Here is a 14211-nt window from a genome sequence, read left to right as displayed (position 1 = left end):
TCACCGCCGTCCCCGCCGGGCCTCCCGCACACGGCGGAGGCGGTTCACCGTCACCGGGTCCGCCTCCAGTGCCCGCCGGTCGTCCAGCAGGGCGTTCAGCAGCTGGTAGTAGCGGGTCGGGGAGATGCCGAGCTGTTCCCTGATCGCCCGCTCCTTCGCCCCGGGCCCCGCCCACGACTGCCGCTCGACCGCCAGCACCGCGCGGTCCCGGTCGGACAGCGGGACGGCGCCGTGGAGGCCGTCGGAACCGTCGGAGCCGTTCGGGCCGTCGGGTCCGTTCGGGGGGAGGGTGGTCATATCAGCCAATATATTGCGGAGCCGGTGGAGGCACAGATCCGGGCTGCGGGGCCGGGCACAGGTCCGGTAGTACCCGGCCGGCCGCTCCGCTACTCCGCGTCCTCCGCGGCCGTCGACTCCTGCGCTATGCGTTCGAGCACGCTCTCCGGGTTCGCGCCCGGCTCGACGGCCTTGCCGATGTTCTCCTTGACCGACTCGCTGGTCTTCGCCCAGGACGTCTTGCCGAAGGGGTAGAACTCCGCGTCCGGCAGCGCGGCCAGGAACTTGTGCAGCGGCTTGAACGCGGCGTCGTCCTCCATCGCGGCGGACGCGGTCTCGGTGACCGGCAGCAGGTCGTACCTGTCGGCGAACGCGATCACGTTCTTGTCGCTGAACATGAAGTCGAAGAACTTGCCCATCTCGACCCGGTGGCCGCGCTGCTTGAACCCCATGATCCAGTCGGCGACGCCCATCGACCCGGTGATGGGCCCGTGGGGTCCGGGCAGCTGCACCATGCCCACGTCCACGCCCTGCTTCTGGGCCTCCTCCATCAGGGTCGGATGGCCGTTGAGCATGCCGACCTCGCCCCTGCCGAACGCCGCGAAGGCCTTGGCCCGGTCGAGTTCGCCGGGGGCCACGGGGCCGACGAGACCCTTGTCGACGAGGTTCGACTTCAGCCAGTCGAAGGTCTTGATGTTCTCGGCGGAGTCGATGTCGTACGAGCCGACGTCGTCGGTGTAACCGCCGCCGCCGCTGAGCAGCCACATCATGGTCTCGGCCTGGGACTCCTCCTGCCCCAGCGGCAGCGCGAACGGGTACTTCACCCCGCGCCGGCCGAGCTCCGCCGCGTCGGCGGCGATGTCGTCCCAGGTGCGCGGGGCCTTGAGGCCCGACTGGCTGAAGAGGCCCTTGTTGTAGAAGAGCAGCCGGGTGCTGGCCACGAACGGCAGCCCGTACTGGGTACGGCTGTACCGGCCCGCCTCCGCGAGCTTCGGCAGGAAGTTGGCCTGGGTGGGGATGCTGAGCATCTGGTCGGCCGGGTAGAGCTTTCCGGCCTTGGCGTAGTCCGCGTACGCGCCGATCTGCGCGATGTCCGGGGCGTCGCCCGCCTTGACCATCTCGGCGACCTCGCGGTCGATGTCCGTCCACGGATAGACGGTCACCTCGACCTTGATGCCGGGGTTGGACGCCTCGAAGCTCCGGGCCAGCCCGTCCCAGTACGTGGCGGACTTGTTGGCCTCGCCGGTGCCGTAGTCGGCCGCGACCAGTTTCAGCGTGACCTCGTGCGAGCCGTTGCCGCCGCAGCCCGAGAGCGTGGCCGTCATCCCCAGTGCGGCGACAGCCGCCGTCAGTCCCCAGTAACGCCGCTGCACAGCCCAGTCCGTTCTCGTAGATCGCACCACTCGCGGACCCCATGCCGACACGGGTCCTTCCGGATGAGGTGCGATTTTGCACCACCCCCGGGCGGGAGGTCTACACCAATGGGGACCCGTTTCCCCGGCACAGCGGCATTGCACGGGACGCCGGGCGACTGCTAAGGAGGTCTCGGCCGGCCCGCCCGGCCGGTCCTCACTGTTCCGGACCAGCCCGTTCGCGGCGTCCGCCCTGTCGGACACCTCCGCCCCGCACCCGGTGCGACCGAGCCGCACCGGTCACCGCCCAGCCGCAAGGAGCCGTCCCACATGTCCCGTACCGCATCAGAAATCGTCACCCAGCCCAGCTGCTGGCGTCGTGCCGCAGAGGCGGGCGCGGCCTTCGACGGGCTGCCGCGTCCGGGCGAGCGGGTCGCCGTGACCGGGTGCGGCACCTCCTGGTTCATGGCCATCGCCTACGCGGCGCTGCGGGAGGCGGCCGGGCAGGGCGAGACGGATGCCTACGCCTCGTCCGAGTTCCCGGCCGGGCGGGCGTACGACCGGGTCGTGGCGATCACGCGCTCCGGCACGACGAGCGAGGTGCTGGCCCTGCTGGGCGAACTGCGCGGCAAGGCCGCCACGGTCGCGCTGACCGCCGACCCGAAGACGCCGGTCATGGAGGCCGCCGACACGGTGGCCGTACTGGACTGGGCGGACGAGGAGTCGGTCGTCCAGACCCGCTTCGCCACTACCGCGCTCGCCTTCCTGCGGGCCGGACTCGAAGCGGCCGGCCCGCTCCCGGCCGGGGTGAAGACGGTCGCCGAGGCCGCCGTCGACGCGGAGCGGGCGGTGACCGAACCGCTGGACGAGGCGGTGGTCGGGGCCGAGCAGTGGACGTTCCTGGGGCGCGGCTGGAGCTACGGGCTCGCACAGGAGGCCGGGCTGAAGATGCGTGAGGCGGCGGGCGCCTGGACCGAGTCCTACCCGGCGATGGAGTACCGGCACGGCCCGATCGCGATCACCGGTCCGAACCGGGTGGCGTGGGTCTTCGGCACGCCGCCCGAAGGGCTCGCCGGCGAAGTCGCGGCGGTCGGCGGGACGCTGGTCGCCCGCCCGTCCGCCGACCCGATGGCCGACCTGATCCGGGCGCAGCGGCTCGCCGTCGCCCTCGCGGAGTCGAAGGGCTACGACCCGGACCGTCCGCGCAATCTGTCGCGCAGCGTGATCCTGCCGGCGTAGGGCGTCTTCCCGGCCCGGGGCGCGGCGGCTCGCGGAATGCCCGCACCGCACCCGCCGGAGTGTTGCGCCCCATGTCGGCGGGTTGCCCCCTGCTTGTGACCCCGATTTTGTATGGATGCGCAACAAACAACGATAGTGGACTAGACCTTTTGGGGTTCGTCGGGCGAAACTGTTTCCCGTGAAACACGTCATCGCCCTCGATGTGGGCGGCACCGGAATGAAGGCCGCACTGGTCGGGGCCGATGGCGCCCTGCTCTACGAGGCTCGGCGCGCGACCGGCAGAGAGCGCGGTCCCGACGCGGTCGTCGAGTCGGTCCTCGCCTTCGCCGCGGATCTGCGCGCGTACGGCCAGGAACACCTCGGCGAGAGCGCCCTCGCGGCCGGCGTCGCCGTGCCCGGCATCGTCGACGCCGAGAACGGGATCGCCGTCTACGCGACGAACCTGGGCTGGCGCGACGTCCCCATGCGCAGGCTGCTCGGCGAGCGGCTCGGCGGCGTACCCGTGGCCCTCGGCCACGATGTCAGGACCGGCGGCCTCGCCGAGGGCCGGATCGGCGCGGGCAAGGGCGCCGACCGCTTCTTCTTCGTGCCCCTGGGCACCGGGATCGCCGGAGCCATCGGCATCGCGGGCACCATCGAGGCGGGCGCCCACGGCTACGCGGGCGAGATCGGCCACATCGTGGTCCGGCCGGACGGCCCGGACTGCCCCTGCGGCCAGCGCGGCTGTCTGGAGACACTGGCCTCCGCGTCCGCCGTCAGCCGGGCCTGGGCCGTCGCGTCCGGTGATCCGGAGGCCGACGCCGCCGACTGCGCCAAGGCCGTCGAATCGGGCGACCCGAAGGCCGTCGAGGTATGGCTCGACGCCGTCGAAGCGCTCTCCGCCGGGCTGGTCACCGCGCTCACCCTGCTGGACCCCCGCACGATCATCATCGGTGGCGGTCTCGCCGAGGCCGGGGAAACCTTGTTCACACCACTCCGTGCGGCCGTCGAGGAACGCGTCACGTTCCAGAAGCTGCCCCACATCGTCCCGGCGGCCCTCGGGGACACCGCCGGATGCCTGGGCGCAGGGCTGCTCGCCTGGGATCTTCTCTCCACGGAGGTATCCGCCTGATGGCCGGACGCGCAGACAGCACCGTTCTCGCAGGTGCCCGGGTGGTGCTCCCCACCGGAACCGTCGAGAACGGCCGGGTGATCGTCGATGGCACCCGCATCGCCGGCAGCTCGGCGGAGGACGCCCCGGCCGTCGACCTGACCGGCCACTGGATCGTTCCCGGCTTCGTGGACATGCACAACCACGGCGGCGGCGGCGCCTCCTTCACCTCCGGCACCGTGGACGAGGTTCTCACCGGCGTCCGCACCCACCGCGAGCACGGCACCACCACCCTGGTCGCCTCCACCGTCACCGGCGAGATGGACTTCCTCGCCGAACGGGCCGGCATCCTCTCCGAACTGGTCGAACAGGGCGACCTGGCCGGAATCCACTTCGAGGGCCCCTTCATCTCCCCGTGCCGCAAGGGCGCCCACAGCGAGGGCCTGCTGCGCCACCCGGACCCGGCCGAGGTCCGCAAGCTGATGGACGCGGCACGCGGCACCGCGAAGATGTTCACGCTCGCCACCGAACTGCCCGGCGGCATCGACTCCGTACGGCTGCTCGCCGAGCACGGTGTCATCGCCGCGATCGGCCACACCGACGCCACGTACGAGCAGACCGTCGAGGCGATCGACGCCGGCGCCACCGTCGCCACGCACCTCTACAACGCGATGCCCGGCCTCGGCCACCGCGCACCGGGCCCGATCGCCGCCCTCCTGGAGGACGAGCGGATCACCGTCGAGCTCATCAACGACGGTACGCATCTGCATCCCGCCGCCCTGGAGCTCGCCTACCACCACGCGGGCGCCCACCGCGTCGCGCTGATCACCGACGCCATGGACGCGGCCGGCTTCGGCGACGGCCAGTACCAGCTCGGCCCGCTCGCCGTGGAGGTCAAGGACGGCGTAGCCCGGCTCGTCGAGGGCGGCTCCATCGCGGGCTCCACCCTCACCCTGGACACCGCGTTCCACCGGGCCGTCACCATCGACCGGATCCCGGTCGGCGACGTGGTGCAGTCCATCTCCGCCAACCCGGCCCGGCTCCTCGGGGTCTACGACCGGGTCGGCTCGCTGGAGCCCGGCAAGGACGCCGACCTCGTCGTCCTGGACGACGCGTTCCGGCTCAAGGGCGTCATGCGCAAGGGCGAGTGGATCGTCCGGCCGCAGGCCGGCTGATCCGGCCGGAGGCCGCAGGCGTGACGTATGCGAGCCGCGGCCCGCATACGTAACGAAGAGACAGCGGTTGGCCCGGGGATCTGGGCCGACCGCCCCTCTCTTTGACATGATCGCGTAGGAACCAGACAGGAAAGCGCGTTCCGGCAGGGATCCGCGCTCCACACAGATCGAGGGGGCGGCCGAAGTGATCCTCACGGTCACGCTGAACACGGCACTCGACCTGACCTACGGCGTACCGGCACTCGTACCGCACTCCAGCCACCGCGTCACCGACCTCTCCGAACGCCCCGGCGGCAAGGGCATCAACGTCGCCCGCGTGCTCGCCGCACTCGGTCACGAGAGCGTCGTCACCGGCTTCGCCGGAGGCACCACCGGAGCCGTGCTGCGCGAACTGCTCGCCGCCCTTCCCGCCGGCCCCGCCACCGTCACCGACGCCCTGGTGCCCGTGGCCGGAAGCACCCGCCGCACCCTGGCCGTCGCCGACCGGGCCACCGGGGACACCACCCAGTTCAACGAAGCCGGACCGCACGTCACCACCGACGAGTGGACCGCGTTCCTCGCCTCGTACGGAGAACTGCTCGCCGCGGCCGACGCCGTCGCCCTGTGCGGCAGCCTGCCGCCCGGCATCCATGTCGGCGCCTACGCCGAACTGGTCCGCCTCGCCCGCACCGCCAGGGTCCCCGTCCTGCTGGACACCAGCGGGGAACCGCTGCGCCGGGGCATCGCCGCCCGCCCCGACCTGATCAAGCCGAACGCCGACGAGCTCGCCCAGCTCACCGGCGCCCGCGAACCCCTGCGCGGCGCCCGCGACGCCCGCCGCCGGGGCGCGCACGGGGTGATCGCCTCACTGGGGCCCGACGGCATGCTGGCGGTCACCCCCGAAGGCACCTGGCAGGCGTCCCCGCCCGAGTCCGTGAAGGGCAATCCGACCGGGGCCGGCGACTCCGCGGTGGCCGGACTGCTCTCCGGACTCGTGGAGGACCTGGACTGGCCGGACCGGCTGCGCCGGGCGGTGGCACTGTCGACGGCGACCGTGCTCTCCCCCACAGCCGGTGACTTCGACCGCGCGGCGTACGAGGAGCTGCTGCCGCGCGTCGGTATCGAGGAGCACGCACCGGCGGCCTGAACACCGCGCCGGTACCGAGGAACACGCAACCGGCGGCCCGAGCGCCGCGTCGGAATCGGGCCCCTCCCACCGGCCCGGGGAAACAGCAGAGGTCAGCATGCCGCTCGTCAGCACCGGTGAACTCGTCTCCGCCGCCCAGGCAGAGGGACGCGGAATCGCCGCCTTCAACGTCATCACCCTGGAGCACGCCGAGGCGATCGCCGCCGGTGCGGAGCGTGCCGGGGCCCCCGCCATCCTCCAGATCTCCGAGAACGCCGTGAAGTTCCACGGCGGCCGGCTCGCGCCCATCGCCGCCGCGGCCGCCGCCGTCGCCCGCACCTCCTCGGCCCCGCTCGCCCTCCACCTCGACCACGTCGAGTCCGTGGAGCTGCTGCACCAGGCGCACGACACGGGCTTCGGCTCGGTGATGTTCGACGCCTCGAAGCTGGGTTACGAGGAGAACGTCCGGGCCACCGCCGCAGCGGTCGCCTGGGGCCACGCACGCGGTATCTGGATCGAGGCCGAGCTCGGGAAGGTCGGCGGCAAGGAGGGCGAGGCACCACTCGACGCCCACGCCCCCGGGGTACGCACCGACCCGGCCGAGGCCGCCGCGTACGTCGCCGCCACCGGTGTCGACGCCCTCGCCGTCGCCGTCGGCTCCTCGCACGCCATGACCGAGCGCACCGCCGCCCTGGACCACGCGCTGATCGGCCGGCTCCGCGACGCCGTCCCCGTACCGCTCGTCCTGCACGGCTCCAGCGGCGTCCCCGACGAGGAGATCCGCCAGGCCGTGGCGGCCTCCGGCATGGTCAAGATCAACGTGGGCACGGCGCTGAACACCGCGTTCACCGGAGCCGTACGCGCCCACCTCGCCGAGAACACCACGGGCGTGGACCCGCGCAAGTACATCGCCCCGGGCCGCGACGCGATGGCCGCGACAGTGGCCGGGTTCCTGGCCCTGATGGGCTGAGCCGGCCGCACGGGAGAAACGGACCGGCCCCCTCGCCGCGTGGCGAGGGGGCCGGAACGTGTACGGCGGAACGGATCAGCGCGTCTGGTGACCGGCCTTCAGCGACAGCTGGTCCAGGTTGGCGTCACACTGGTCGCCCTCGTTGCAGGAGATCATCAGGGTGTTCGGACCCTTGGTGAGGTTGACGTAGGCGTACGTCGTCGTCCACCCCTTCTCCAGGTCGCCCTCGGGGGCCTTGGCGAAGTTCGTCATGTTGATGGAGCGGGGGGCCTCGGCGTTCACCGTGAGGGAGGTCTTGGCGTCCTTGCCGGGCACGCCGTACGTCACGAACAGCGTGTACTCGCCGTCCTCCGGCACCTCGACGGACCAGGTCGCGGACCGGCCGACCGCGTTGAGGTTGATGTACTGCCCGTTGCTGCTCTTGGCGCCCTTGACGCTGTTGTCGAGCCCCGCGTCGCCGCCGAGCTTCAGCGACGCCGCGTCCTGCTTCGGGAGCTCGACGGGGGCCTCGGAGCTCTCGGACGGCTCCGGGGTCGGCGACTGCTCGACCTCACCGGCCGGACCCGAGGAGGACGTGGCCTCCTCCTTCTTCTTACCCTTGTCGTCGTCGTCCGTCATCAGCGCGACGCCGATGCCTATGAGCACGACCGCGACCACCGCGAGCGCCCCGATCAGCAGGCCCTTGGTGTTCGGACCGCCCCTGCCGGGACCGCCGCCGCTGCCGCGGCCGCCCTGCTGCGGCACCTGCGCGGTGGCACCACCACCGGGGTACGTCTCCGGGGCGGCGTACTGCGGATTCGGCTGGCCGTACTGCCCGTTCTGCTGACCGTAGGGCGCCTGGGGCTGCCCGTACGCCTGCTGCGGCGGCACCTGCCCGTACTGGCGCTCACCGACGGTCCGCACCTGGTTGTACGAGGTGCGGGGCACGCCCGGCTGCGCGGCGGGACCCGGGTAGCCGTAGCCACCCTGTCCCGGCGGCTGCGCGCCGGCTGCCCGACCGTCCTCGTAGAGGTAGCCGAACGGATCGTCGTCCTCGGGTGTGCTCGCGCCGTTGTTCCCGGCCATCCCTGGGTCACTCCTCACCATGTCGCCAGCCGTCGCCGAATATCGCCGGACGTTGCCGACCGGCCGAGCCTACCCCGAACGGCTCACGTCAAGAATTGCCGGAGGTGCCGCGCGAACCGGGGCGGGGCAGGCGGCTCACCCCCCGGACCACGGGCCGACGGCCGTCAGCCGGCCCGGCGGTGAACCTTCGAACGCGACCGCTTCTCGACGTACATCCGCTGGTCGGCGGAGCGCAGCACCTCTTCGGCCGTCATGCCGCACGCGGCCCAGCCGATACCGAAACTCGCCCCCACCCGTACCGCCCGGCCGTCGACCCTGATGGGCGGAATGATGGCGTTACGCAGGCGTACGGCCAGGTCCGCGGCGTCTGCGGCCCCCAGCCCGTCCGCGAGAACGACGAACTCGTCACCCCCGAGCCGGGCGACGGTGTCCCCGTCGCGGACACAGGTGGTGAGCCGGCGGGCGACCTCGATGAGAACCGCGTCACCCGTGTGGTGACCGAAGCGGTCGTTGATCGACTTGAAGCCGTCCAGGTCGCAGAAGAGGACCGCGAGCCCCTTGGCCCCGTCGTCGTTCACCGTGTCCGGTGCGACGGAATGCACATGATGGTCGTACGGACCGACGCCCCGCCCCGCGTCGAAGCCGTCGGGGAATCCGGCCGCCCGTGCCTCGTCCACATCGCCGTACGCCGCGTCCAGGACCTCCACATCGGTGGAGACCACCGCGTGCGGACGCTCGCACAGCCGGGCGCCGAGCCGGGCCCGCAGCTCCGCGCTGTTGGGCAGCCCGGTCAGGGCGTCGTGCGAGGCGCGGTGCGCGAGGTTCAGCTCATGGCGCTTGCGCTCCTCTATGTCCTCGACATGGGTGAGGAGGAAGCGCGGCCCGTCCGCGGTGTCCGCGACGACGGAGTTGCGGAGCGAGACCCAGAGATAGGTGCCGTCCCGGCGGCCCAGCCGCAGTTCGGCACGGCCGCCCTCGGCGGAGGTACGGAGCAGGGTGCCGATGTCCTCGGGGTGGACCAGATCGGCGAAGGAGTAGCGGCGCAGCACCGAGGCGGGGCGGCCCAGGAGCCGGCACAGGGCGTCGTTGGTGCGCAGCAGCCTGCCGTGCTGGTCGCCGCCCATCTCCGCGATGGCCATGCCGCTGGGGGCGTACTCGAAGGCCTGCCGGAAGGACTCCTCGCTGGCCCGCAGCGCCTGCTGCTCGCGCTCCAGACGGACCAGGGCGCGCTGCATGTTTGCTCGGAGCCTGGCGTTGCTGATCGCAATGGCCGCCTGGGACGCGTACATCTGAAGCGCCTCACGGCCCCAGGCGCCGGGACGGCGGCCGTTGCGGGGGCGGTCGACGGATATGACACCGAGGAGGTCCAGACCACCGCCCGAGGCGTACATGGGGGCGTAGAGCCGGTCCTGCGGGTGCCACTCGTCCTCGAAGCGGGGCTCGGGGCCCTCGGTGTGCCACTGGGGGACGTCGTCGTCGAGGAGGACCCAGCCATCGGTATGGGGGATGAAGCGGAGTTCGTCCCATGTCTCCCCCATGACCAGCCGGCGGTCCCAGGAGGTACGGGAGCCGACGCGGCCGGTGATCAGCGCTTCCGCCGCGTTGTTGCCGGCGAACGCGGCGACGACGAGATCACCGTCGGGACGGACGAGGTTGACGCAGGCAAGCTCGTAGCCGAGACCGTCGACGATTCCGTCGGCGACGGTCTGCAGCGTGTCGGCCAGGCTCCGCGCCGTATTGAGATCGGCCACGGCCTGGTGCAGCTGCCGCATCGTCGCAAGACGGACGTACGGCTCCGACTCGGCCTCCATCGCTCGCACTCCCCGAGACCTCGACAGCACTCCAGATTTCATATCGACGCACTAAACGTACTTACTGCAGTGTCACGGCCACTGAATCACAGTGAGCTGTGCACCCGGTACACAGGGTCAACAAATATTGCACTCTGTGACTCAAGTCACAACAGGTGGTGAAGGGTCCAAAGTGTCACCGATCGGCCGCCCGCCCTCTTCCTGAACGCAAAACGCAAACCTCTTCACCGCGGGGCCAGGGCGGACAGGTCCTAGGACCCGGCTGGTCCCCTGGCCCGATGCGGAGGCCCGCCGTCCACGGCTAGCGTGCCCGGTGTGTTGCAGACAAAGCCTCCCACCCCGCGTACCGAAGCCGTCCCCCATGCTGAGGGGGTGAGCAACGACGAGTTCCGCGGCGCCCTCGCCCGGCTGGCAGCCGGAGTGGTCCTGATCACCGCGCAGGAGCCCCCGCTCGACGAGCACGGGCGCGGCGAGGACGTGGGCATGACCGCGACCGCCTTCATGTCCGTGTCGCTCGACCCGCCACTGGTCATGGTGAGCCTGCGCAACGACTCCCGGATGGACGACCTGCTGGCGGAGCAGCCGCTGTGGGCCGTCTCCGTACTGTCGGAGAGCCAGCGGCACATCGCGGGACGGTTCGCCATGAAGGGCCGGATCAGCGACCGGCTGCTCTTCGAGGACATCCCCTACGTACGGGGAGAGGTCACGAGCGCACCCCTGATCGGGGGCGCCCTCGCCACGCTGGAGTGCCGGACCGAGCAGCGGATCACCGCGGGCGACCACACGCTGGTGATCGGCCGGGTGCTCGGGGCGCAGCTGCCGAGCGGGGACGGCAGCCCGCTCACGTACTTCCGGGGGCGTTACCGGCAGCTGGGCTGACGCCGTCGCTTCGGTGCGCCGCGGGCCGCGGGACCGACGCGCTTCCGGGGCGTCGAAGACAGTGGCCGCCGCCGTCGAAGACAGTGGAAGGGCCGCCGCTACCAGTCGCGGCCGGAGCGGCCACGCTTGGTGTCGCCGCGCTGTTTCTTCTCGCGCAGCCGGCGTTCGTTGATCCCGCGCGGGATCTTGCGCTTCACGCGCGGCTTGGGCGGTGGCGCCGTGGCCTCGGCCAGCAGGGCCGTGAGCCGGACGGCGGCGGTCTCGCGGTTGCGCCACTGCGAGCGGTGCTCCGAGGAGCGGACCGATACGACGCCGTTGACCAGCCGGTTCGCCAGCCGCTCCAGCGCGCGCTCCTTCCACACCTCGGGCAGCGACTCGGTCGCGGCGAGGTCGAAGCGCAGCTCCACCTGGGAGTCGCTGGTGTTGACGTGCTGCCCGCCGGGCCCGGAGGACCGCGAGAAACGCCACATGAGCTCGGCCTCCGGCAGGGAGACCGCACCGCGGATGACATAGGGCCCGGACATGACACCCATGTTCCCCGCCCCGGCGGGGATTCGTCACCTTCTTTTGGCGCGCACCCTCCGCCGTCCGCTTCTTGCGGCACGCCCCCCTCCGCCGTCCGTGCGCGCTCCGTCATCAGTTCGGTAAAGAAAGTAAAGGCGGAAGGAACCTCCCGGTCCCCTGCCTGCGTTATGACCTGTGACGGTAGCTTCGTGATGGCACGAAGCCCGCACACGACAGATGAAAGGGACTCCCCATGGCTGTAAGCCTGTCCAAGGGCGGCAACGTCTCCCTCACCAAGGAGGCCCCCGGCCTCACCGCCGTCACGGTCGGCCTCGGCTGGGACGTCCGTACCACCACGGGCACCGACTTCGACCTCGACGCCTCCGCGATCGCGGTCAACGCCGCGGGGAAGGTCTTCTCCGACGGGCACTTCGTCTTCTTCAACAACAAGGCGACGCCCGACCAGACCATCGTGCACACCGGTGACAACGTCACGGGCGAGGGCGAGGGCGACGACGAGCAGATCAACGTCAACCTGGCGGGTCTGCCGGCCGACATCGACAAGATCGTCTTCCCGGTCTCGATCTACGACGCCGAGGCCCGCAGCCAGAACTTCGGCCAGGTGCGGAACGCCTACATCCGCATCCTCAACCAGGCCGGCGGCTCGGAGATCGCGCGCTACGACCTGAGCGAGGACGCCGCCACCGAGACCGCCATGGTCTTCGGCGAGCTGTACCGCAACGGCGCCGAGTGGAAGTTCCGCGCCGTGGGCCAGGGCTACGCCTCGGGCCTGCGCGGCATCGCGCAGGACTTCGGCGTCTCCCTCTGACGCTCCGTAACACCCGCTTCACCGAAGCCCCCGGCCGAACGTCCTGCGGCCGGGGGCTTCGGCGTGCGCACACAGCACCGAACCCGCCCAACGGGACGCATGCCACGCGGTGTTGCCCCATGGATGGAAGCCCGCCGGATAGCGGACACAGTCGCACCCCAGTCGGACAAGAACTGGTCAAAGAATTGTGAGGCAATTGTTAGTACACCGTCAGAATTGGTCATTCGGTGGCACGCTCTCCGCTCGTAACCCCCCACGGAACGAGCAACGGAGAACACATGACCCCCCACATGAACACCCGTCGCGCCGCAGCCCTGGCCGCCGTGGCCGCGATGGTCGTCGTCGGAGTGCAGACCGGTGCGGCAAACGCCAATCCGAACACGCCCGGTGACGGACCCTCTGCTTCTCCTCGCACCGCCTCGCCCGCCCTCAACAGCGCCTCCGCGCGGACGTCCGCCATCAAGTCGGCCCAGACCGAGGCCTCTTCGGCCGCCGTCTCACTGGGTCTCGGCAGCCAGGAGAAGCTGATCGTCCGTGACGTGATCAAGGACGCCAACGGCACGGTCCACACCCGCTACGAGCGCACCTACGCCGGACTGCCCGTCCTCGGCGGCGACCTCGTCACCCACACCGCGAGCAACGGCACGCTCAAGAGCGTCACCAGGGCGACGGACGCGAAGATATCCGTGCCGTCCACGACGGCGAAGATCAAGACCCTGGCAAGCGCCCGCAAGGTGATCTGGGCGAGCAACGGCAAGCCCGTCCTCGCCCTCGAATCCGTGAAGACCGGGGTGCAGAAGGACGGCACCCCGAGCCGCAAGCGCATCATCACGGACGCCACCACCGGCAAGGTCCTGCACAGCTACGAGGAGATCGAGACCGCCGGCATCGGCAACAGCCAGTACAGCGGCCAGGTCGACCTGAGCACCACCGCGTCCGGATCCGGCTTCGAGCTGACCGACGGCGACCGGGGCGGCCACAAGACGTACGACCTCAACCAGGGCGAGAGCGGCACCGGCGACCTGGTCACCGACGACGACGACACCTGGGGCGACGGCACCGGCGACGACCGCCAGACCGCGGCCGTCGACGCCCACTACGGCGCCGCGGAGACCTGGGACTTCTACAAGTCGGCGCTCGGCCGCGACGGCATCGCCGGTGACGGCAAGGCCGCCTACTCCCGGGTCCACTACGGCGACGCGTACGTCAACGCGTTCTGGGACGACAGCTGCTTCTGCATGACGTACGGCGACGGCGCCGACAACAAGAGCGCCCTCACCGGCCTCGACGTCGCCGGCCACGAGATGAGCCACGGCCTGACCGCCTCCACCGCCAACCTCGACTACATCGGCGAGTCGGGCGGTCTCAACGAGGCCACCAGCGACATCTTCGGCACCTCGGTGGAGTTCTTCGCCGACAACGCCACGGACGTCGGCGACTACCTCATCGGCGAGAAGATCGACATCAACGGCGACGGCACCCCGCTGCGCTACATGGACGAGCCCAGCAAGGACGGCGGCTCGGCCGACTACTGGGACAGCAGCGTCGGTGACCTGGACGTGCACTACTCGTCCGGTGTCGCCAACCACTTCTTCTACCTGCTGGCCGAGGGCAGCGGCGCGAAGACCATCAACGGAGTCGACTACGACTCCCCCACCTCCGACGGCTCCACCGTCACCGGCATCGGCCGGGACAAGGCCGTCCAGATCTGGTACAAGGCCCTCTCCGAGTACATGACCTCGACCACCGACTACGCGGGCGCCCGTGAGGCGACCGAGCAGGCGGCGACCGACCTGTACGGGGCGGACAGCGCCGAGCTGGCCTCGGTCAGCGCCGCCTGGAGCGGCGTCAGCGTCGAGTAGCACCACCAGCGTTGCCCCGGGAGCCGGTCAGCCGTCCGCGGCGGGCCGGTTCCC

Annotated in this window: 13 protein-coding genes; 8 read left to right on the top strand and 5 right to left on the bottom strand. The window is 71.0% G+C overall.

Annotation, left to right across the window (positions count from 1 at the left end; genetic code table 11):
* Both ACZ4LX_RS18595 and ACZ4LX_RS18590 read right to left on the bottom strand, forming a co-directional pair.
* Positions 1-297 (bottom strand): DUF3263 domain-containing protein, encoded by a 297-nt coding sequence (locus ACZ4LX_RS18595; protein WP_467645317.1) that lies wholly within the window; start codon positions 295-297, stop codon positions 1-3.
* A gap of 89 nt (positions 298-386) precedes the next feature.
* A complete protein-coding gene (locus tag ACZ4LX_RS18590; protein ID WP_467645654.1) occupies positions 387-1601 on the bottom strand; it encodes an extracellular solute-binding protein in 1215 nt (404 codons plus the stop codon).
* 357 nt (positions 1602-1958) lie between these two features.
* On the opposite strand from ACZ4LX_RS18590, the gene ACZ4LX_RS18585 reads away from it, so the two are divergent.
* The 5 genes from ACZ4LX_RS18585 (at position 1959) to ACZ4LX_RS18565 (ending at position 7207) form a co-directional block, all read left to right on the top strand.
* A complete protein-coding gene (locus ACZ4LX_RS18585) occupies positions 1959-2867 on the top strand; it encodes an SIS domain-containing protein (protein WP_467645321.1) in 909 nt (302 codons plus the stop codon).
* 178 nt (positions 2868-3045) lie between these two features.
* Entirely contained in the window at positions 3046-3978 is a 933-nt protein-coding gene (locus tag ACZ4LX_RS18580) for an ROK family protein (protein WP_467645324.1), read from the top strand.
* The gene (nagA, locus tag ACZ4LX_RS18575; protein WP_467645326.1) at positions 3978-5132 is read left to right on the top strand and encodes an N-acetylglucosamine-6-phosphate deacetylase; all 1155 of its coding nucleotides are present in this window, start codon (positions 3978-3980) and stop codon (positions 5130-5132) included. The genes ACZ4LX_RS18580 and nagA overlap by 1 nt, the downstream gene beginning before the upstream one ends.
* A 184-nt stretch (positions 5133-5316) precedes the next feature.
* Positions 5317-6258 (top strand): 1-phosphofructokinase family hexose kinase, encoded by a 942-nt coding sequence (locus ACZ4LX_RS18570; RefSeq protein ID WP_467645328.1) that lies wholly within the window; start codon positions 5317-5319, stop codon positions 6256-6258.
* A gap of 97 nt (positions 6259-6355) precedes the next feature.
* Positions 6356-7207: a class II fructose-bisphosphate aldolase gene (locus ACZ4LX_RS18565; protein ID WP_467645331.1), complete on the top strand. Its 852-nt coding sequence runs from the start codon at positions 6356-6358 to the stop codon at positions 7205-7207.
* A gap of 75 nt (positions 7208-7282) precedes the next feature.
* Here the strand turns inward: ACZ4LX_RS18565 and ACZ4LX_RS18560 are convergent, their stop codons facing one another.
* Both ACZ4LX_RS18560 and cdgB read right to left on the bottom strand, forming a co-directional pair.
* Positions 7283-8272, bottom strand: coding sequence for a carbohydrate-binding protein (locus ACZ4LX_RS18560; protein WP_467645335.1), 990 nt, complete (start codon positions 8270-8272; stop codon positions 7283-7285).
* A 164-nt stretch (positions 8273-8436) separates the two neighbouring features.
* Positions 8437-10083 carry a diguanylate cyclase CdgB gene (cdgB, locus tag ACZ4LX_RS18555; protein ID WP_467645338.1) on the bottom strand — a complete coding sequence of 549 codons (1647 nt, stop codon included), beginning with the start codon at positions 10081-10083 and terminating at the stop codon, positions 8437-8439.
* A gap of 372 nt (positions 10084-10455) precedes the next feature.
* On the opposite strand from cdgB, the gene ACZ4LX_RS18550 reads away from it, so the two are divergent.
* Positions 10456-10962, top strand: a complete 507-nt coding sequence (locus ACZ4LX_RS18550) for a flavin reductase family protein (RefSeq protein WP_467645340.1) — start codon at positions 10456-10458, stop codon at positions 10960-10962.
* Positions 10963-11060: 98 nt separating this feature from the next.
* Here ACZ4LX_RS18550 and arfB read toward each other — a convergent pair whose 3' ends face one another.
* Positions 11061-11495, bottom strand: a complete 435-nt coding sequence (gene arfB / locus ACZ4LX_RS18545) for an alternative ribosome rescue aminoacyl-tRNA hydrolase ArfB (protein WP_356319017.1) — start codon at positions 11493-11495, stop codon at positions 11061-11063.
* 224 nt (positions 11496-11719) lie between these two features.
* Here arfB and ACZ4LX_RS18540 point away from each other — a divergent pair, with 224 nt between their 5' ends.
* The gene (locus ACZ4LX_RS18540) at positions 11720-12295 is read left to right on the top strand and encodes a TerD family protein (protein ID WP_467645345.1); all 576 of its coding nucleotides are present in this window, start codon (positions 11720-11722) and stop codon (positions 12293-12295) included.
* 278 nt (positions 12296-12573) lie between these two features.
* Positions 12574-14157 (top strand): M4 family metallopeptidase, encoded by a 1584-nt coding sequence (locus ACZ4LX_RS18535; protein ID WP_467645348.1) that lies wholly within the window; start codon positions 12574-12576, stop codon positions 14155-14157.
* The last annotated feature ends 54 nt before the right edge of the window (positions 14158-14211 follow it).

The sequence above is a fragment of the Streptomyces sp. NPDC026062 genome (assembly GCF_055568375.1).
Note: the sequence above shows the minus strand (reverse complement) of the source record. Positions and strands in the feature narration are given on the sequence as shown.